Source organism: Asticcacaulis sp. AND118 (assembly GCF_020535245.1).
Classification (GTDB): domain Bacteria; phylum Pseudomonadota; class Alphaproteobacteria; order Caulobacterales; family Caulobacteraceae; genus Asticcacaulis.
The window spans coordinates 2739027-2756792 of record NZ_CP084910.1; the positions used below are offsets into that span (position 1 = coordinate 2739027).

At 58.4% G+C, this 17766-nt stretch carries 17 protein-coding genes; 8 read left to right on the forward strand and 9 right to left on the reverse strand.

The annotated features are described in order from the left end of the window. The first annotated feature begins 201 nt into the window (after window positions 1–201). From LH365_RS13055 to LH365_RS13065, 3 genes are all read left to right on the forward strand, one after another. Window positions 202–1557 (forward strand): rhamnogalacturonan acetylesterase, encoded by a 1356-nt coding sequence (locus tag LH365_RS13055; protein ID WP_226744068.1) that lies wholly within the window; start codon window positions 202–204, stop codon window positions 1555–1557. Between the two features lie 168 nt (window positions 1558–1725). After that, the gene (gene rhaM, locus LH365_RS13060) at window positions 1726–2043 is read left to right on the forward strand and encodes an L-rhamnose mutarotase (protein WP_226744069.1); all 318 of its coding nucleotides are present in this window, start codon (window positions 1726–1728) and stop codon (window positions 2041–2043) included. 212 nt (window positions 2044–2255) lie between these two features. Beyond that, window positions 2256–3818: a TadE/TadG family type IV pilus assembly protein gene (locus tag LH365_RS13065; protein WP_226744070.1), complete on the forward strand. Its 1563-nt coding sequence runs from the start codon at window positions 2256–2258 to the stop codon at window positions 3816–3818. Window positions 3819–3821: 3 nt separating this feature from the next. On the opposite strand, the gene LH365_RS13070 is transcribed toward LH365_RS13065, so the two are convergent. Both LH365_RS13070 and LH365_RS13075 read right to left on the reverse strand, forming a co-directional pair. Continuing rightward, window positions 3822–4670 carry a DeoR/GlpR family DNA-binding transcription regulator gene (locus tag LH365_RS13070; RefSeq protein ID WP_226744071.1) on the reverse strand — a complete coding sequence of 283 codons (849 nt, stop codon included), beginning with the start codon at window positions 4668–4670 and terminating at the stop codon, window positions 3822–3824. A gap of 151 nt (window positions 4671–4821) precedes the next feature. Further along, on the reverse strand, window positions 4822–6312 hold the full coding sequence (locus tag LH365_RS13075; RefSeq protein WP_226744072.1) for an FGGY-family carbohydrate kinase: 1491 nt from the start codon (window positions 6310–6312) through the stop codon (window positions 4822–4824). A gap of 330 nt (window positions 6313–6642) precedes the next feature. Here LH365_RS13075 and rhaI point away from each other — a divergent pair, with 330 nt between their 5' ends. Beyond that, window positions 6643–7983, forward strand: a complete 1341-nt coding sequence (rhaI, locus tag LH365_RS13080) for an L-rhamnose catabolism isomerase (RefSeq protein ID WP_226744073.1) — start codon at window positions 6643–6645, stop codon at window positions 7981–7983. 41 nt (window positions 7984–8024) lie between these two features. Beyond that, a complete protein-coding gene (locus LH365_RS13085; RefSeq protein ID WP_226744074.1) occupies window positions 8025–8774 on the forward strand; it encodes a DUF1961 family protein in 750 nt (249 codons plus the stop codon). On the opposite strand, the gene cutA is transcribed toward LH365_RS13085, so the two are convergent. Beyond that, a complete protein-coding gene (cutA, locus tag LH365_RS13090) occupies window positions 8764–9069 on the reverse strand; it encodes a divalent-cation tolerance protein CutA (RefSeq protein WP_226744075.1) in 306 nt (101 codons plus the stop codon). The genes LH365_RS13085 and cutA overlap by 11 nt on opposite strands. A gap of 125 nt (window positions 9070–9194) precedes the next feature. Here cutA and LH365_RS13095 point away from each other — a divergent pair, with 125 nt between their 5' ends. Beyond that, the gene (locus LH365_RS13095; RefSeq protein WP_226744076.1) at window positions 9195–9449 is read left to right on the forward strand and encodes a hypothetical protein; all 255 of its coding nucleotides are present in this window, start codon (window positions 9195–9197) and stop codon (window positions 9447–9449) included. An 802-nt stretch (window positions 9450–10251) separates the two neighbouring features. Here the strand turns inward: LH365_RS13095 and LH365_RS13100 are convergent. After that, window positions 10252–10920: an exopolysaccharide biosynthesis polyprenyl glycosylphosphotransferase gene (locus tag LH365_RS13100; protein ID WP_226744077.1), complete on the reverse strand. Its 669-nt coding sequence runs from the start codon at window positions 10918–10920 to the stop codon at window positions 10252–10254. A 685-nt stretch (window positions 10921–11605) separates the two neighbouring features. On the opposite strand from LH365_RS13100, the gene LH365_RS13105 reads away from it, so the two are divergent. Continuing rightward, on the forward strand, window positions 11606–11791 hold the full coding sequence (locus LH365_RS13105) for a hypothetical protein (RefSeq protein ID WP_226744078.1): 186 nt from the start codon (window positions 11606–11608) through the stop codon (window positions 11789–11791). Window positions 11792–11907: 116 nt separating this feature from the next. Here LH365_RS13105 and LH365_RS13110 read toward each other — a convergent pair whose 3' ends face one another. Continuing rightward, window positions 11908–12381: a VanZ family protein gene (locus LH365_RS13110; RefSeq protein ID WP_226744079.1), complete on the reverse strand. Its 474-nt coding sequence runs from the start codon at window positions 12379–12381 to the stop codon at window positions 11908–11910. A 248-nt stretch (window positions 12382–12629) separates the two neighbouring features. Here LH365_RS13110 and LH365_RS13115 point away from each other — a divergent pair, with 248 nt between their 5' ends. Continuing rightward, a complete protein-coding gene (locus LH365_RS13115; protein WP_226744080.1) occupies window positions 12630–12887 on the forward strand; it encodes a hypothetical protein in 258 nt (85 codons plus the stop codon). 79 nt (window positions 12888–12966) lie between these two features. Here the strand turns inward: LH365_RS13115 and LH365_RS13120 are convergent, their stop codons facing one another. The 4 genes from LH365_RS13120 to LH365_RS13135 form a co-directional block, all read right to left on the reverse strand. Further along, entirely contained in the window at window positions 12967–13905 is a 939-nt protein-coding gene (locus LH365_RS13120; protein WP_226744081.1) for a GDP-L-fucose synthase, read from the reverse strand. Window positions 13906–13907: 2 nt separating this feature from the next. Continuing rightward, window positions 13908–15047: a GDP-mannose 4,6-dehydratase gene (gene gmd, locus LH365_RS13125; RefSeq protein WP_226744082.1), complete on the reverse strand. Its 1140-nt coding sequence runs from the start codon at window positions 15045–15047 to the stop codon at window positions 13908–13910. Between the two features lie 195 nt (window positions 15048–15242). Next, complete coding sequence (locus tag LH365_RS13130; protein ID WP_226744083.1) at window positions 15243–16316, reverse strand: mannose-1-phosphate guanylyltransferase/mannose-6-phosphate isomerase; 1074 nt, start codon at window positions 16314–16316, stop codon at window positions 15243–15245. A 139-nt stretch (window positions 16317–16455) separates the two neighbouring features. Beyond that, a complete protein-coding gene (locus LH365_RS13135) occupies window positions 16456–17622 on the reverse strand; it encodes a nucleotide sugar dehydrogenase (RefSeq protein ID WP_226744084.1) in 1167 nt (388 codons plus the stop codon). Window positions 17623–17766 lie beyond the last annotated feature (144 nt).

Genomic DNA, 17766 nt, shown 5'->3' on the forward strand with positions numbered 1-17766 from the left:
GTTGGGCATTTGGGGTCCTCTGTTGGGGTTCCTCTGTGCAGCGCCGGCCGGGGATCGATAGATCGGCGGGTCTTATACGCCCGCGCACAGACGGCCAGCGGCTGTAGCGGCGTTAAGATGACATTGACGAGGGGGCATATCAATGAAAAAATATCACAAACGAGCACATAAAGGCCAATTATGATCAGGAAAAACGCCATTATGATCACGAACAATCAGAAAAATGAGACTCGCAAGGCGGTATCCGTCGCCGTTCTTGCGCTGGTTTTCAGCCTCGGCGCGGCTCCGGTTCTGGCCCAGACAGCCGCGCAGACTACGCCTTCGGAGACGACCGCTGCCGTGACCACCGCCCCTCAGCGTTTCCTTCTGGACGGCACCGCCAAAGCCGACGCCAGCGCTGTGCGCTTGACGCCCGACATGGCCTATGACGCGGCGCGCGGTTACGGTTTCACCAATACCCGCGGCGGCAATGAAACCGCCCTCGCCGTCAAGGCCGCGCCCGGCGATTACCGGGTGCGCGTGACCCTCGGCTCTAAAATCGCCGCCAGCCGCACCTCGGTCTGGGCCGAGGACCGCCGCCTGATGCTGGCCCCCGTGGTGCTGAAAAAGGGCGAGACGAAGACGATCGAATTCCTTGTCAATGTGCGCGACCCGTCGGTCGTCACCTCGGAACAGGACGCCAAAGGCAAGGCGCCGCGCGTCGGCCTGCGCGGCGACGAAGACACCAGCCGCACCTGGGACGACCGCCTGACCATCGCCTTTTCCGGCCCCACGCCCGCCGTGCAAAGCGTAGAAATCACGCCGGTCAAAGCGCGCCGCGTCCTGATCGCCGGAGACTCCACCGTCACCGATCAGGGCGGCACCGACTACGCCTCATGGGGCCAGATGCTGCCGCGCTTCCTGTCGAACGACGTGGCCGTGGCCAATCATGCGCGCTCCGGCGAGACGATGAAGTCGTTCGTCACCTCGCTGCGGTGGGACAAGCTGCTCAGCGACCTGCGCGCCGGCGACGTGGTGCTGATCCAGTTCGGCCACAACGATCAGAAGAAGCAATGGCCGCGCACCTATGTCGATGCCGAGCACTCTTATCCGGCCTGGCTGCGGGCCTTTGCCGCCGACGTGCAGACGCGCGGGGGCAAGGTGGTGCTGATCTCGCCCGTATCGCGCCGCTTCTTCAATACGCAGGGCACGATCGACAATTCGCTGGCCGGTTATGACGACGCTGTGCGTAAGGTGGCAGCGGAACTGAACGTGCCTTTCATCGATCTGACGGCGAAGACGAAGACCATGTACGAGGCGCTGGGGCCGGACGTCAGCCCGCTGGCTTTCGGCAATGGCGGTCAGGACAAGACGCACCATAACGCCTATGGCGCGTATCAGATCGCCAACTATGTGGCCCAGACGATTGTGGCCCCGCAGAGCGGCCTCGACCTGAAGGCCGCCCCGGACTTCAAGACCTTCGATCCGGCGCACCCGGCGGACCCGAAGGCTTACGATCTTACCCCTGCCGACTGGCCCGTCATGCGCGAAGTCGCCGGTAAGATTTCGGGGAACTAAGGAACCTCCTCCCCTGTAGCGCAGCGTACGGGGGAGGTGGATTTTGTTGCGAAGCGACAAAAGACGGAGGGGCCATAACCAACAGATTTGCCCCCTCCGTCGCGACGCGCTTCGCTTGCTCGACACCTCCCGGCTAAGCAGGGGAGGAGGATAAAAGGAAGCCAACATATGACGCAAATCCACGCCTTCAAGATGCAGCTCAAGCCGGGCTTCGAGGCCGAATATCAGAAGCGCCACGACGAGATCTGGCCGGAGCTGGGCGCGTTGCTGCACGAAGCCGGGGTCTCGGACTATTCGATATTTCTCGACCCCGAAACCCTGACCCTGTTCGGTGTCCTGCGCCGCACGGATACTCACACCATGGCCGACCTGCCCGCGCATCCGATTATGCAGAAGTGGTGGGCCTATATGGCCGACATCATGGATACCAACCCGGACAATTCGCCGGTGGCCAAGGACCTCAAGTCCGTCTTCTACATGGCCTGATGATAGGACGGCGGGCGATGCGACATTGCCCGCCGTTTAGATTCACCCCCCAAATCGAAAGTAATTATACAGCATATAAACCACATTAACTTTCCATTAATCGTCTTTATTCTTATTTCATTAATATCAATTTCAATTCTGCATTCGCAGATACGCGAATTGGCCTGAATTATGCAGCAATATGGCGCAAAGACACTGAAAAGGCGCCCCGCATGCTACAGTCCTTCAGACACAAACTGATCGCCTTTTTCGCGAATAGACGCGGAAATACAATCCTTTCGTTTGGACTGATCGCCCTGGTTCTGGTCGGCGCGACCGGCGGCGCGGTCGATATGCTGCGCTATAATGAGACACAATCCCTGCTTCAGGGCGCCAATGACGCGGCCGTGCTCAAGGCGACGCAGAAAATCGAGACATCCGAAGACGCCGCCAGAGCCGCGGCCAGGATCGCCTTCGAGGCCAATCTGATCGACCGGCCCGACCTCAAAGCCGCCACCCATACCTTCAGGATCGACAAGAACGATAACACCACGATCCTGCACTATACGAGTGAGGTCACCCAGACCCCCTATTTTCTTCAGTTGTTCGGCCTCACCCAGCAGACCATCGGCGTCACCTCGTCGGCCCAGACCGAATCCGATCCGTTCGAGATGCTGTTCGTCCTCGATACGACCGGCTCGATGGCGTCGAACAGCAAGATGAGCCATCTGAAAAAGAGCGTCTCTTCGGTTCTGACGTCGCTGATCTCGACCTATGGCAATGGAAATGAGGACGTGAAGGTCGGCATGGTGGCCTTCAATACGCAGGTGCGCCTGCCGCCATCGACCGACTACGACTTTGTCGACTATACCCAGTGCTACCTGCGGACCTCGGTCAACTATTACGCCTGCCGCACCGTGTGGAAGGCCTACGACGCCTTGTGCGATCAGGTCGGCAGCACCATCTGCGCGACGGCGACCAGCAAGGCCTTCTATCGCGTCTATTCCAGCGGCGGCATCACCTACTATGCCGCCAGCCTGATGGGCTACGCCAAGAGCGGCAGCAAGTACACCCTCTACACCTATAATCTGACGACGACGGTCAATGCGTCCTCTTTGGTCATGTCCGAGGTGTCCGGCGGACTGACCACCTCCAGCAGCTCTTCAACCGCCTATAGCCCCAGCGGCTACACGGCCTTTGCGTCGAGCTATTTCTCCAGCCTCACCAACAGCAGTTGGGGCGGGTGCCTGACCGACCGCAATCAGCTCTTCGACGTGTCGGTGACGGGTTACGCCAAGGACGTAGTCGACAGCCAATATATCGCCGCCACCTGCACCACCAGCGCGCTGGCCAGGGTGCTGGACCTGACCAACGATTTCTCCAGCGCCAACACCTATCTCGACACCCTTTCGCCGGGCGGAAACACAAACATCACCGCCGGCGTGCAGTTCGGCCTGGAGATGCTGTCGCCCGCCGCGCCCTACACCAAGGCCACGGCGTTCACCGATCCCGATGTAAAGAAATACATGATCATCGTCACCGACGGCGCCAACACGCAAAACCGCTGGAGCACGTCCACAAGTACGATCAACGCCCGCTCGGCGCTGGCCTGCACCGCCGCCAAGGCCCAGGGCGTCACCCTGTTCGTCGTGCGTGTGGAGGAAGGCGACAGCAGCCTGCTGCAAGCCTGCGCCAGCCAGTCGAGCTACTATTACGACCTGAGCCAGGCGTCGGACCTGACGAAGACGATGCAGGACATCTTCGCCACCATCAACAAGCTGCGGCTGGTGCAGTAGGGATCAGACGACTTCCGACGCCTTGCGGTCTTCGGCGGTGACGTGGGCGATGCGCACCTCGATGCCGGCGTGCTCCAGCCATTCGCGCGCCGCATCGGTCAGGCCTTCATCGGTGATGACCACATCGATCGCCGTCAGCGGGCAGACCGAGAGCGAGGCCGGGGCATCGATCTTGGACGAGTCGGCCAGCAGTATGACCTGATCGGCGCGCTCCATCAGGCGGCGCTCGGACTGCACCAGCAAGGTATCGGACTGCATCAGCCCGTTGCGCGTCAGGGCCTGACAGCCGATGAACATCTTGGCCGCCGAGAAGTTCTGCAACATGCCGTCCTCATAGGGATTGAGGATGATGCGCTGCTCGCGGAACAGTTCGCCCCCCGGCAGGGTCACCTTGACCTTCGACCGGTCAAGCAGGCACTGCAGGATGGGTATGGAGGTGGTGAGCACGTGATAGGGCTCATTGGCCATCATATTGGCCATGGTGTAGGTGGTTGACCCGCCGTCGATGATCATCGAAATGCCGGGACGCAGGAAATCGAGCGCAGCGCGGGCGATGGCGCGCTTGACCGGGGCATTGACGATGGTCGAGGCCAGAAAACTCGACTGCCCCGTCAGGCTGTCGGTCTGAAATTCCGGGGTCTTCGGCTCGGCCTTGGCGGTGAAATGCTTGCCTTCGATGCGCATGGCCCCGCCGCGCACGCGCAGCAGATGCCCCAGTTCGTGCAGTTCGTTAAGGTCGCGCCTGATCGTCGCCGGGGACACGCCCAGACGGGCCGTCAGCTCATCGACCGAGGTCACCCGGTCCGGATTGAGTTCGTCGATGATCAGCTTCCAGCGATCCTGAAGGTGCATACCAAATCCGCCCTGACTATATGTGTCACGATCCTTTTACGCCAGGTCGCATACACACCCCGCGCACATCATGATCGAATATGATTGATTCTTATAGGGTGCATTCCACATACTGGGAAGCACCTTTTTTGGGTAGGGCGGTCGGGCGCGTTTAATCGTTTTCCATCGCCTTCAGCCAGGCGGCGCGATAGGCGCGAATTTCGCCCACGCGCTGCGGCTCGACCGGCTTATAGGCCGGAACGGGCGGCACATGATCGCCGAAAAAGGCCATGGCTCCGGCCCCGCGCGTCACGCCCGACGGCGTTTCGCAGACCAGCACCGGCCCGTCGCGCATCGACGCCAGCAGCGTGCAGAAGGCGGCATTGTGCGCCGCCGGTCCTTCGATCAGCAGCGGCCGGTTCGAGGGGGCAATCATATCGAGCGAGGTCACAGCGATGAGGGCGACATAGATCAGGCCCAGCGCCGCGCGCGTTTCGGGCGTGTCGGTTTCCAGCCCGACGATTTCGCCGCGCCGACCGGGAAAGGGACCACCGGCGTCGACGAAGCTGGGCAGGGCCATGGCGCCCGATTGGATCACATCGGCTATCGTGTCGAGCGTCACCGGCACATCGACCTGACCGTTGGTGATCAGTTCCAGCGCCCGCCCGCCCATGAAGCGCGCGCACGGCACGGCGCGGCCATAGACGTCGATATTGACGAGGCAGTCGCGGTCAGGACGCAGGCTGTCGGACACGGCGGCGGGTGCGATGCCCGGCGCCATGGCGACATACCATGTGCCGGTGGTCAGTATGACCGGCAATACCGCGGTCTCGTCATGCTGATGGCGCGCAATGACCAGCGCCAGCGCGGCGTTGGAATCGTGCAGGCCGACATGGACCTGACAGTCGTAGGTCAGACCGATGGCCTCGGCGATTTCCGGCCGCAACGGCCCGGCCTTTTCCCAGGCGGGGCGCAAGGGGGCAAAGCGCTGGGCCCAGCCCTCGGCTTTGGCCAGGCTCGAAAACTCGCCGCGGGTCGGGTTCCACAGGTCAGTGTGGCAGCCGAGCGACGTCACTTCCGAACACAGCACGCCCGACAGCCGCCACGTCCAGTACTGGGCGTAGGAAAGGATATAGCGTACGCGCTCGAAGAACTTGGGGTCGCGCCGCGCGTGCCAGAAGATTTGCGCCCCAAGGTTCAGCCCGTTGGGCAGGAGCGGCGACAAGGTTTCCTCAAAGGCCGGACGCACCGCCTGATAGGCGCGCTCATAGGGCAGCGGGATCGAGGCTTCGTAATCCTGAATGGGTTGCAGCAATTGCTCGTCGGCGCTGAGGAAGGCGCAGCCCGCCCCGTGCGCCACCGGCATGATGCGATCGATGCGATAACGCGCCGAGACGCGCTTCAGTTCGCTGAGGAACCACGCAAACAAGGTATCGACGTCGAACGCCGCATAGAGGCGCGTATGCAGATGCGGCGTCTTGATAGCCGTGCGGCTGAGGATATGCCCCTGCGGATCGATAACGCTGAGCTTGGCGTTGGTCTTGCCGACATCGAACACGACGCAGACGCCTTCGCCCACCGCTTTCGAACGCAGATCGAAGTCCGAGGCGTCCGGCGCAGCGAAGCCATCCGAAAACGACCGGTCGTTCGCGACCGTCGTCACCGATAGGTCTCTCAGGCTATTGCGCACCCTTCACTCCCGCCACCGGTCTGCTCGTTTATAAGCACACAGGCTCCGAACACCCGGACACCCTGCGTTTTACCGATCATTTTTGATCGAAAATTAGCGACGCAGATTGTTTTTTGCCGCCACTTCCGTTATCCTTTCACAATAAAGAAAAAGTGTGGCCAAGCCCACTAAAAACAGGTTGAGGGCCGATTCGAGCGCCCTGTGTCATATTTCGTGGCTGCCGCGCCACAGACGGACCGTTCCGCATTCAAACGGTCTGTTGATTTGACTCTGCCCGCCATTTAACTCTATCTGGAGGCCCGCGTGCTGAAGGAATGGACACCCCGAATGGGCTATGTCGCCGTCAAAAAGACTCTGTCGGCCCTGCCACAGGACATCATCGATCGTGAAAACGAGAGGCTGATGGCGGCGCATCTGGCCGACTACGAGGCTCTGGGCGTGCGGATGGCGCGGATCGGCATCGACATCGAACACGTGGTCGATCGTCTGATGACGCTGGAAGTCGGCATCCCCAGTTGGGGCATGGTTTCCGGCGGTACGCGCTTCGCGCGCTTCCCCATGCCGGGAGAACCGACCAATATTCTGGAAAAGATCGAGGACTGCGCCGCCGTGCATCAGGTATCGGGCCTGACGCCGCGCATCTCGCTGCATTTTCCGTGGGACAAGGCCAACGACATCCAAGAGGTGCGCGACTTCGCCTTCGCCCACGGCATGGGCTTCGATGCGGTCAATTCCAACACCTTTCAGGATCAGCCGGGCCAGCGCCTGTCGTACAAGTACGGTTCGCTGACCCATTCAGACTCCGCCACCCGCGCCCAGGCCATCGAGCATAATCTGGAGTGTATCGAGATCGGCGACCGGCTGGGGGCCAAGGCCCTGACCGTATGGATCGGCGACGGCTCCAACTTCGCCGGTCAGAACGAATTTGCCGATACGCTGGAGCGTTATCTGGAAAGCATGAAGGCGATCTATGCCGCCCTGCCCCACGACTGGCGCCTGTTCATCGAGCACAAGCTGTACGAGCCGGCCTTCTACGCCACGGTCATTCAGGATTGGGGCACCTCGATCCTGTGCGCCCAGATACTGGGCCCCAAGGCGCAGTGCCTGGTCGATCTGGGCCACCACGCGCCAACGGTGAATATCGAGCTGATCGTGGCGCGGCTGGCGCAGTTCGGCAAGCTGGGCGGCTTCCATTTCAACGACTCGAAATACGGCGACGACGATCTGGACGCCGGTTCGCTCAACCCGTTCCAGCTCTTCCTGATCTTCAACGAACTGGTCTATGCCGAGACGCGCGCCAAGGGGCAGTTCAACCCGGCCTATATGATGGATCAGTCGCATAACGTCACCGATCCCATCGAAAGCCTGCTCAACTCGGCCCGCGCCATCGCCGGGGCCTATGTCAAGGCGCTGATCGTCGATCGCAAGGCGTTGAAGGCATATCAGGCCAGTAATGACGTGATGATGGCCCATCATTGTCTGCGCATGGCCTATGAAACCGACGTGCGTCCGGCCCTGGCCATGGCCCGCCTGCGCAAGGGGGGGGCCATCGATCCCATGCTGGCCTTCCGCGCTTCGGGTTATCGCGCGGAAAAGGCCAAGGTGCGTAAGATGCGGTCGTCTCAGGGCGGCGGAATTATCTGATTTCCGCGTATATCCAGACAAAGCAAATCTCAGGTTTTCGCATGATCTTGACCCGCCGTCAGTGGCTGGCCTCCGGGCTTGCTGCCTCCGCCTCTTCCTCGCTCATGGCCCCCTCGCTGTTCGCCGCGGAAACCGGCGATCTGGTCTACGCCAATCCGCTGAAATCGCAGGCGGACGTGGCGAAGTTCAAAATGGAAGGCGACGCGAAGGTCGATTTCCCCAATGGCCGCATGCAACTCAGCGCCCTGCGCGACGCCGCCGAAGGGCAGGCGTCGAACTTCGTCTACTGGTGCCCGGAGGTCTTTCCGGACCACGTCGAAATCAGTTGGAACTTCTGGCCGCTGAAGGAACCGGGCCTGTGCATCCTGTTCTTCGCCGCGGGCGGAGTGAACGGCGAGCACATCCTGTCGCCCAAGCTCAAACCGCGCGCCGGCATCTACGATCAGTACACCAAGAGCGACGTCAAGGCGCTGCAGATCTCCTATTACCGCCGCCGCTGGGAGGAGGAACGCGCCTTCCATCTGGCCAATCTGCGCTATGCGCCGGGTTTCGAGATGCTGGCGCAGGGCGCCGACCCCCTTCCCGACGTCGAGGACGCCAAACCGCCCTACCGCATCAAGATCCGCAAGGCCGGCGCGACGGTGGCCTTCACCATCAACGACCTCCCTGTGGTCAACTGGACCGGCGCCACCGAGCGCCAATGGCCCACCACCGGCAGCATCGGCTTTCGTCAGATGGCCCCGCTGGTCGCCGAATATGCCGACCTCGAAGTGCGACGGATCAAGGTTTAAGAGAATCTCTGAGCCAGTTTTCGTAATCGGTGCTGACCCAGTCGATACGGGTCGCGATAATCTCCGGCACCTCGTAACTATGGGCGGCCTTCACCGCCGCCTCCAGCGCCTCAAGCCGGCCGCGCAGGGTCTTGGCCGTCAGCCTGACCTCATCCGCCGTTTCGACGCCCCCTTGCCACACATAGGTCGAGCGAATCGGCGCGCTCTGCACGCAGGCGGCCAGGTTCTGCCCAACCAGCAGATCAGCGATGCGCCCGGCCTCATCGGTATCGGCGCAGGCAATGGAAACAGTCATAACTTCAAGCATGATTGCTGATTTCAGCCTCCGGGCGTTTGCTGTGCTATTCCGTAGTTGACAATTGAAAGCTTGTGATATCTGCTGTTTTCAGCAGTTCATAAAAAATTTATACTAAACACACCATGACGACCAAACGTAATAAACCGGCCATGGCACTTTTGCGAAATGCGGAAAGTGTGTTCAGACATCTGCCTGTTTCTATTTCGGATATTTCCCATAGAAGCGGTAAGGATCGTGGCAGCATTACCCGTATCCGCAATTCGGTTCCCGTACGTTGGGCGACAGCCGTTGCCGTCATCGAGGCCATCAATGACCTGTGTGGCACGACCCTGACTCCCACCCAGGATTTGCACGAACCGCAGGAAGACGTGCATTAACGGCGGAGAACCGCATATTTCCGCAATATGCCACATGAATCGGTGTCAAACTGACGTTATACGCTGAAATGAGCCGATAAAATCTCTATATTTTTCAATGTTTTAATAAATATTTCACGTGCATTTCTCCTGCGGCAATATATTATATGACCATGCCGCCACGCACCTATTGAGTACGTGCTACCTGCTACACTGAGGTTGGCGCTGCAACAAAAACCTTAGCAGGCAGGTAAATTCCGCGGCAGGAAAGGAGACTGCTGCTAATGGTGAAAAGGATTTTCAGATACGTCGTTTCATCGTGCCTGTTTTTCTGCACGGTGATCCCGGGTGTCATAGAAATCTATAAATTCCTGCAGGAATTTTAACACCCGCACATAACAAGTGGCCCTCAAAGGCTGCAACCTTTGAGGGCCGATATTGAGCTGAGACTGCTGCTATGCATCTCAGTGAGCAACCATACGCTCTATTCCTGAAAAATCAACTCAAACCCATATGCCGCAGTGATTGGGACCAGGCTAATCTCCGGCACAAACCGGAACCGCGCGTGAGCCTGACCGCCAAACTCGCCTGGTATATCGAAAGCCGCCCGACCCAGCCTCCTGGCCTGTCTCAGGTCGCGCGGGCGCACGGTGTTTCGGCCTGCGGTTGCGACCAACCGTTGATACCGATGTCAAGGTGCGGCGGTTAAGCGAAGCTGCCAAAGCGATATGGACAGGCGGCATCATCGAAATCCGGGTGCTGGTGGAATAAAAAACGCCCGGAGTGAACTCCGGGCGTTTTTTATTCCGTTTGATCCGAAAGATCAGTAGGCGTTGCGGTCGCCGAAAACCACCTTCACCGTGCCGAAGAAAATACCGATGTCCTTGGTAAAGCTCCAGGTGTCGATATATTCGATATCGGCTTCAATGCGCTGGGTCAGGTCGCTGGTTTCGCGGATTTCACCGCGGAAGCCACGCACCTGCGCCAGACCGGTCAGGCCCGGCTTGGCTTCGAAGCGGCGGTCGTAATCGGCCACCTGACCGGCAAACACCTTATCGTGGCTCAGCGCGTGCGGACGCGGGCCGACGAAGGACATATCGCCGTTGAGGATGTTGAAGATCTGCGGCAGTTCATCAAGGCTGGTGCGGCGCAGGATGCGGCCCACGCGCGTCACGCGCATGTCGCCGGCCTGAGCTTGACGTACGCTGTCGCCGTCTTCCATGCAGGTCATGGAGCGAAACTTAAAAATGTGGAACAGCTCGCCGTTCAGGCCGCTGCGCTTCTGACGGAAAATGACCGGCCCCTTGCTGTCGAGCTTGACCAGCAGGGCGATGACCAGAAGGGCGGGCAGGAGGAACGCGATCAGGAGGAAAGCAAAGGTAATGTCGAAGGCGCGCTTGGCGCGGCTGGACGAGGCTTTGGACTTCACCTTGGCGGCGGCAAAGGACTTGGCTTGGGGAACCGGTCCACGGATGACTTCGGCGGTCTGCATGGTGTATCCCTGTCGGCGGGGTTAAAGTGGGGAGGCCTTAACTCTACGTTCGCATGGACATCATACCGCAACGCAACATTTCCACAACCCCGTTCATATAAGTTGTGATGAGATGCGGCGGCAGCCGTGTCCGGCTAATCACAATGCACTTTTGCAGGCTGCAGGCAATTCGGAGTAAAATACCGGTAAGCGACCGCGTAAACGAGTAACAACGGCGACAGGAAAGCCAAAATGATTATTGCCGGAATAAGATAAATGTAATCGACAGAACGATAGGATAACTTTTTCATCTTACCACCTCTGGCCACGATTTCTAAAGTCCGACACCCCTCCCTATTCTTACACATTATTAGTAAACAAAGATTAACCACGCCGTTGACACTTTTTGCAAACGCGGTAATATCTGTGTTACGCTCTGTAACATTGGTCGCACACTGAACTCCGGTGCATAAGCGATCCAGCGCTTCGCCCCTCGCTTGTGCAAAAAAGCCATAAGGATGCGCGCTTAGCCGCCGCTTACCGCACCTGCGTAACGCGCGCATTTTCGATCAAGTCCACGCATTGTAAAACGACACAATTTTGACGAAACCCGTCTGCTGCAGCGCATCTACACACGTTGGTGAATTGAAATAGTCTGTAACATGCCCAATGTAGGCTGTAACAACATGACACAGGCTGGAATCGTATGCGCACCCTAAGAGACGACGTCACCCTCATCACCCTGAAAGACATTCGCGAGACGCGTCAGAATACTGACGACCGCAAGTTGTCCTTGGGTGGGCGCGTCGGCGTCATTCTGACCGTCGGGTGCCTTGGGTGGGGTCTGGTTGCTGCGATCGTGTTCGCCATTTCAGCGCTGATCGGCGGCTGATTCCAAATCTGAGGCTCGCCCTTTCAGGAACCAAGTTCGGCGCCGCCCAATGCGCAAAAAAAATCTGCCTGATCACCGATCCGGCAGATTTTGTCGTTTTGAACACGGACCTTTTATCAGGCGCGTGGCGGATGATGCGGGGTATGAGGGGGCACAGGGTGACGTGCGACCCGATGCGGAACCCGCGCCAACGCGGCATCCGCCGGCCGACGGCGCGGCATGTTCACGCCCAAACGCGCGAAGTGGCGGAAGGTTTCGGCATAGGAAGGAATAGTGGCCACGGATACGCCGATCAGATCGGCCAGCCAGTCGCCGACGCTGGCGCTGCGCCCCGTAAACAGTTGTACCACTTCGATCAAAGCCCCCAACAGCAGTACGCCCAGCGCCATATCCATACGTCTTACACGCGGAAAGGCCAGTTGCAGCATCAGGGTCAGGCTGAAGAAGGCAATAATGTGCGCCTCTTTATCCGTCAGGCCGAAAGATTCTTCGGCGTGCGCAAAGGGCCCCAGAACAAGTATACCGATGGCAAGGGATAAAAGAACGAGACAAACGCGAATATATAGAACGGCTTTCTGCGCACGGGACATTGAGAGTTCTCCTTGTCCTTGCACCTTAAATCCATATGGTAAAGAAAGGCGGCTAGAAACACGGTTAGCAAAGCCTTACTTCGCACTCGCACATGCTGATTATGTATAGGACCCGGCTCCGGCGCACTGTGCCAGAACAGCCCCATTACGCAGATGCAGAAAATAAAGATTTCATTAGGCGTGTTTATCGACGCTCGTTTAACTGCACCCGCCTATAGTCCGGTGATACACAAACCCGGAGTAGTCTTATGCGTACCCAAGCTGCGATTAAACCGCAAACCCCGTCGACCACCCCGACTGAAGTGTCGCGTCCGCAAATCGCTGACCTCGCCGCGGATTCGTCTGTTCCCTCGCCTGCGCATGCGCTGCAACTGCGCCTCCTGAGCGCGCTGGACGAACACCCCGCCGTCGAAAAGAAGCTGCCTCAGCGGTGGACCCTGATGGGCCTGTTTGTCACCTGTGCCGCCTTCTGGGCGCTGGTGTCGCAACTGGTATTCGCGCACTGATCTGGTTTTTCTCCCAGGAAACCGAAACCCCGGCGTTTCCTCCGGTTTTTTTTTTGTCGCGACAAACCCATTGGGCGGCCTAACGATCAACCTTTTCCAGAAACCACTTATAGGTTTCTTCGATACCTTTATGCAACTCGATCCTGGGGCTCCACCCCATGCCCCTGAGCTTATCTGCGCTCATGAGTTTTCGAGGGGTGCCATCGGGCTTTGAAAGGTCGTGAACGATCTCACCTTTGAAGCCAACCACATCGCACACGATCTGTGTCAGTTCGAGGATGGTCACGTCCTCGCCCGAGCCCACATTGACATGCTCGAAACCCGAATAGCCCTTCAGTAAAAAAACCAAAGCGTCCGCACAGTCGTCACAGTGCAGGAACTCCCGACGCGGGGTGCCGGTGCCCCAGACGACGATCTGCGGATCGCCCCTCAACCTGGCCTCATGCGCCTTGCGAATAATAGCCGGCATGACATGGCTGGAGTTCAAATCGAAGTTATCACCCGGTCCATACAGATTTGTAGGCATGGCTGAGATAAAATCACGTCCATACTGCTTGCGGTAAGCCTGCCCCAACTTGATACCGGCGATCTTTGCAATGGCATACCACTCATTGGTGGGCTCAAGAGGGCCGGTCAGCAGGGAGGCTTCCTGGATCGGCTGATCGGCAAACTTCGGATAAATGCACGACGAGCCTAAAAACAAGAACTTCTGAACATCGGTCTCGAATGCCGCGTGCGTGATATTGGCCTCGATCATGAGGTTGTCGTAAAGGAAGTCCGCCGGCAGGGTATCGTTGGCCAGAATGCCCCCGACCTTGGCCGCCGCCATCACGACCGCATCAGGTCTGGCATCACGAAAGAAGGCTTCAACCTCAGCCTGACGCTTCAGGTTAACCGCTTTGCGGTCCGCTGTAATCACCTCGCAACCTTCACCGGCCAAACGACGTACCACGGCGGACCCCACCATCCCGCGATGCCCGGCTACGTATACGCGCTTTCCGTTCAGCTCAAAGGTCATGATCAGCCCTCGACGCTTACGGGCAACTCAAGCCCGTGCGCTTTGAGGATAGCGAAGCGACGCGCCGCCTTATAATCCTCAGCCACCATTTCAGCGCACATTTCCTGAACCGTGATTTCCGGCGTCCAGCCAAGCTTTTCCTTGGCCTTTGTGGGATCGCCCAACAGCGTATCCACCTCGGCAGGGCGGAAATAACGCGGATCGATACGGACGACCACGTCACCGACCTTCAGGGCCGGGGCCTTATCCCCCGCTACGGCAACGACCGTTCCGACTTCATCGACCCCCTGACCGCTAAATTCGACGGTGACGCCCAGTTCCTTCGCCGACCATTTGATGAATTCACGAACCGAATATTGAACACCGGTTGCGATAACAAAATCCTCAGCTTGCTCCTGTTGCAGCATCATCCACTGCATGCGCACATAGTCCTTGGCATGGCCCCAGTCTCGCAAAGAATCGATATTGCCCATATAGAGGCACTTCTCGAGACCCAATGAAATATTGGCCAAACCGCGCGTAATTTTGCGCGTGACAAAGGTTTCGCCGCGACGAGGAGACTCGTGGTTGAACAGTATGCCGTTACAGGCATACATACCGTAGGCTTCGCGGTAGTTGACCGTTATCCAATAGGCATAGAGCTTGGCGACCGCGTAGGGCGAGCGGGGATAAAATGGCGTGGTTTCCCGCTGTGGAGTCTCCTGGACCAGGCCGTACAGCTCCGAAGTAGACGCCTGATAAAAGCGCGTCTTCTTGTCCAAACCCAGAAAACGTATGGCTTCCAAAAGGCGAAGAGTGCCGGTGCCGTCGACATCGGCGGTATATTCAGGGGCTTCGAAACTTACAGCGACGTGCGACTGCGCACCCAGATTATAGATTTCATCCGGTTCGATATCCCGAACGAGACGGGTCAAATTGGATGTGTCTGTCAGATCCCCGTAATGCAGCTTGAACTGCGTATTACCGACATGCTGGTCTTCGTAAATGTGATCGACACGCGCCGTATTGAACAAAGAGGCCCTGCGCTTTATGCCATGAACCTCGTAACCCTTCTCAAGCAAAAACTCGGCCAGATAAGAACCATCCTGGCCGGTGACCCCCGTTATCAATGCGACTTTTTTTTCAGAGTTACGTTCGGTCATAAAAGATTCCGGTTTGCAGCTTGAGATTTTGTTTTGGATTAACGTCCGGAGAAGACTATTTCAATAGGCCGCCGCCCACCAGCTATACAAACGGCCTCTAGCGCAAATTCTGGTGCGCAGAGGCCGCTCTATAATAGCCCGACAGAAGATCCAACCTGTTTCATCACAGTCCGGAAGCGGACATAAGTGCTTTAATTATGCGCTTTCTGCGTCACGTATTTCACGAAGCTTCTTGGCCGCTTCTGCCGCCAACTTTACGTCCTGGGCGCGGGAAATCGGCGCCACCACTATGCCAGAAGGCGTAGATACCACCATGATGTCGTCCAGGCCGATAATGGCGACCGGCGGGCCGTCGGCGCGGATGAGACAGTTATGCGCGTCAATCAGGATGGTATTACCTTGTGCGTGATTGCCAACATCATCCTTAGCGCCGAGCCGCCACAGTTCGCTGAAGCCCCCCACGTCCGCCCAACCGATGTCGCATGGAGCCGTTGCGGCACGTGACGTACGCTCCATGACCGCATAATCGATGGAGATGGACGGGCACAGGATGAAGCTTTCAGGGTCGAGCGTATGGGTAACACCCTGTATGTCGGCCTTTTCGAATGCTTCACGGGTTGTTGTGAGGACCTCGGGTTCGTGCGCCGCCAACTCCTGCAGCATAACCTCCGGCGAAAACAGGAAGATGCCGGCGTTCCAGTCGTAGCCACCGTCAGCCACATAGCTTTGAGCTGTTTCGAAATTCGGCTTCTCAAGGAACCGGCGAATGCCATAAACGCCCTCGGCCAGTTGTTCCCCACGCTGAATATAGCCAAAGCCTGTTTCAGGCGCGGTAGGTGTGATCCCGAAGGTGACAATCCGGTCAGCCGCCACAGGCGCAGCACGACGGAGAGCCTCACGGAACACGTCCGGTTTGGAGATCATGTGGTCTGCCGGCACCAGCAGTACCAGCGCGTCCGGATCGATCTTTTGCCCTATCAAAGCGGCAACCGCAGCCACCGCCGCAGTGTTGCGGGCAAAAGGCTCAAGCACCACCGCCTGAGGCGTAAGGTCGATAGCCTCGAGCTGAGCCTTAGCCAACACTTCATGACTTCTGCCGCAAATGACGATAGGCTTCAGGAACTCGTCGCCAGACAGGCGCAGCGCCGTTTCCTGGATCATGGTGTGCTGCGTCGCCAGAGCATGAAACTGCTTGGGTTGCTCCGGCGTGGATAGAGGCCAAAGACGCGTGCCGGATCCACCCGACATAATTACCGGCAAAATCTTCATCTGAAATTCCTTAAAAAACCCGCCCTGCACGGTAATGCGGTGCGGCACCTCATATTATGCGGCTACTGTGCTCGAATTTGCAACTTCGGTTTTAACAAGATCACGCCGATATCCCTTCGAGGAGGCGAAGGCTGATCAATCAATCTGCGCCGAAGAGGTCTCGGCTGTAGACCTTTTCGAGCACGTCGGACAGTTCTTCGGAGACGCGGTTGGCGACGATGACGTCCGAGACGCGCTTGAACTCTTCGATGTCGCGGATGATGGCTGAGTTGAAGAAGCTGTCGCCCTCAAAGGCCGGTTCGAAGATAACGACATTGACGCCCTTGGCGCGGATGCGCTTCATCACGCCCTGCACCGAAGAGTCGCGGAAATTATCCGAATTGGTCTTCATGGTCAGGCGATAGATGCCGACCGTTTTCGGTTTGCGGCTGAGGATGGAGTCGGCGACGAAGTCCTTGCGCGTGGTGTTGGCGTCGACAATGGCCTTGATGATGTTCTGCGGCACCGACGAATAGTTGGCCAGCAACTGCTTGGTGTCTTTTGGCAAGCAGTAGCCGCCGTAGCCGAAGGAGGGGTTGTTGTAGCCCTTGCCAATGCGCGGATCGAGCGACACGCCCTCGATGATCTGCTTGCTGTCGAGACCCAGCGCTTCGGCGTAGGAATCCAGTTCGTTGAAATAGGAGACGCGCAGGGCGAGATAGGTGTTGGCGAACAGTTTGATCGCCTCGGCTTCGCTCGAATTGGTGTAGAGGACCTCGACATCCTTTTTCTCCGCGCCCTGCAGCAGGAGGCCGCCGAAAATACGCGCGCGCTCCGACTGTTCGCCGACGATGATGCGCGAGGGGTGCAGGTTGTCGTACAGCGCCTTGCCTTCACGCAGGAATTCCGGCGAGAAGATCACCCGGTCGATACCGAACTCTTTGTTCAGGCGCGCCGTGTACCCCACGGGGATGGTCGATTTGATGACGATGGTGGCGGTCGAATTGAGCGGCAGGACCTGACGCACGACCGCTTCGATCGACGAGGTGTCGAACTGGTTGGTCACCGTGTCGTAGTTGGTCGGCGTCGAGATGATGATATATTCGGCGTCGCGGAAAGCCTCTTCGGCGTCGAGCGTGGCCTTGAAGTCGAGTTTTTCTTCCTTCAGGAAGCGTTCGATCTCGGCATCGACGATCGGCGATTGCCCCTTGTTGAGCATCTCGACCTTGGCCGGCACGACGTCGAAGGCGACGACGGTGTTGTGGCGCGCCAGCAGCATGGCGTTGGAAAGGCCGACATAGCCCAGGCCCGCGATCGCTATTTTCATTTCGAATATATACCCAGAAAGAAGTTGTGCCGCCGGGCGGCCAATGAATTTTTACGGCAATAGGTGTCGGTTTCGACCGCGGTTACCGGAGGGTGGGGGCTTGTGCGCCGCCTGCGCACCGGGGTGCATCGTCGGGCCAACAAG

Coding starts and splice junctions, on each gene's coding strand:
- LH365_RS13055 (WP_226744068.1), top strand. CDS start 202: ATGATCACGAACAATCAGAAAAATGAGACTCGCAAGGCGGTATCCGTC.
- rhaM (WP_226744069.1), top strand. CDS start 1,726: ATGACGCAAATCCACGCCTTCAAGATGCAGCTCAAGCCGGGCTTCGAG.
- LH365_RS13065 (WP_226744070.1), top strand. CDS start 2,256: ATGCTACAGTCCTTCAGACACAAACTGATCGCCTTTTTCGCGAATAGA.
- LH365_RS13070 (WP_226744071.1), bottom strand. CDS start 4,670: ATGCACCTTCAGGATCGCTGGAAGCTGATCATCGACGAACTCAATCCG.
- LH365_RS13085 (WP_226744074.1), top strand. CDS start 8,025: ATGATCTTGACCCGCCGTCAGTGGCTGGCCTCCGGGCTTGCTGCCTCC.
- cutA (WP_226744075.1), bottom strand. CDS start 9,069: ATGACTGTTTCCATTGCCTGCGCCGATACCGATGAGGCCGGGCGCATC.
- LH365_RS13095 (WP_226744076.1), top strand. CDS start 9,195: ATGACGACCAAACGTAATAAACCGGCCATGGCACTTTTGCGAAATGCG.
- LH365_RS13100 (WP_226744077.1), bottom strand. CDS start 10,920: ATGCAGACCGCCGAAGTCATCCGTGGACCGGTTCCCCAAGCCAAGTCC.
- LH365_RS13105 (WP_226744078.1), top strand. CDS start 11,606: ATGCGCACCCTAAGAGACGACGTCACCCTCATCACCCTGAAAGACATT.
- LH365_RS13110 (WP_226744079.1), bottom strand. CDS start 12,381: ATGTCCCGTGCGCAGAAAGCCGTTCTATATATTCGCGTTTGTCTCGTT.
- LH365_RS13115 (WP_226744080.1), top strand. CDS start 12,630: ATGCGTACCCAAGCTGCGATTAAACCGCAAACCCCGTCGACCACCCCG.
- LH365_RS13120 (WP_226744081.1), bottom strand. CDS start 13,905: ATGACCTTTGAGCTGAACGGAAAGCGCGTATACGTAGCCGGGCATCGC.
- gmd (WP_226744082.1), bottom strand. CDS start 15,047: ATGACCGAACGTAACTCTGAAAAAAAAGTCGCATTGATAACGGGGGTC.
- LH365_RS13130 (WP_226744083.1), bottom strand. CDS start 16,316: ATGAAGATTTTGCCGGTAATTATGTCGGGTGGATCCGGCACGCGTCTT.
- LH365_RS13135 (WP_226744084.1), bottom strand. CDS start 17,622: ATGAAAATAGCGATCGCGGGCCTGGGCTATGTCGGCCTTTCCAACGCC.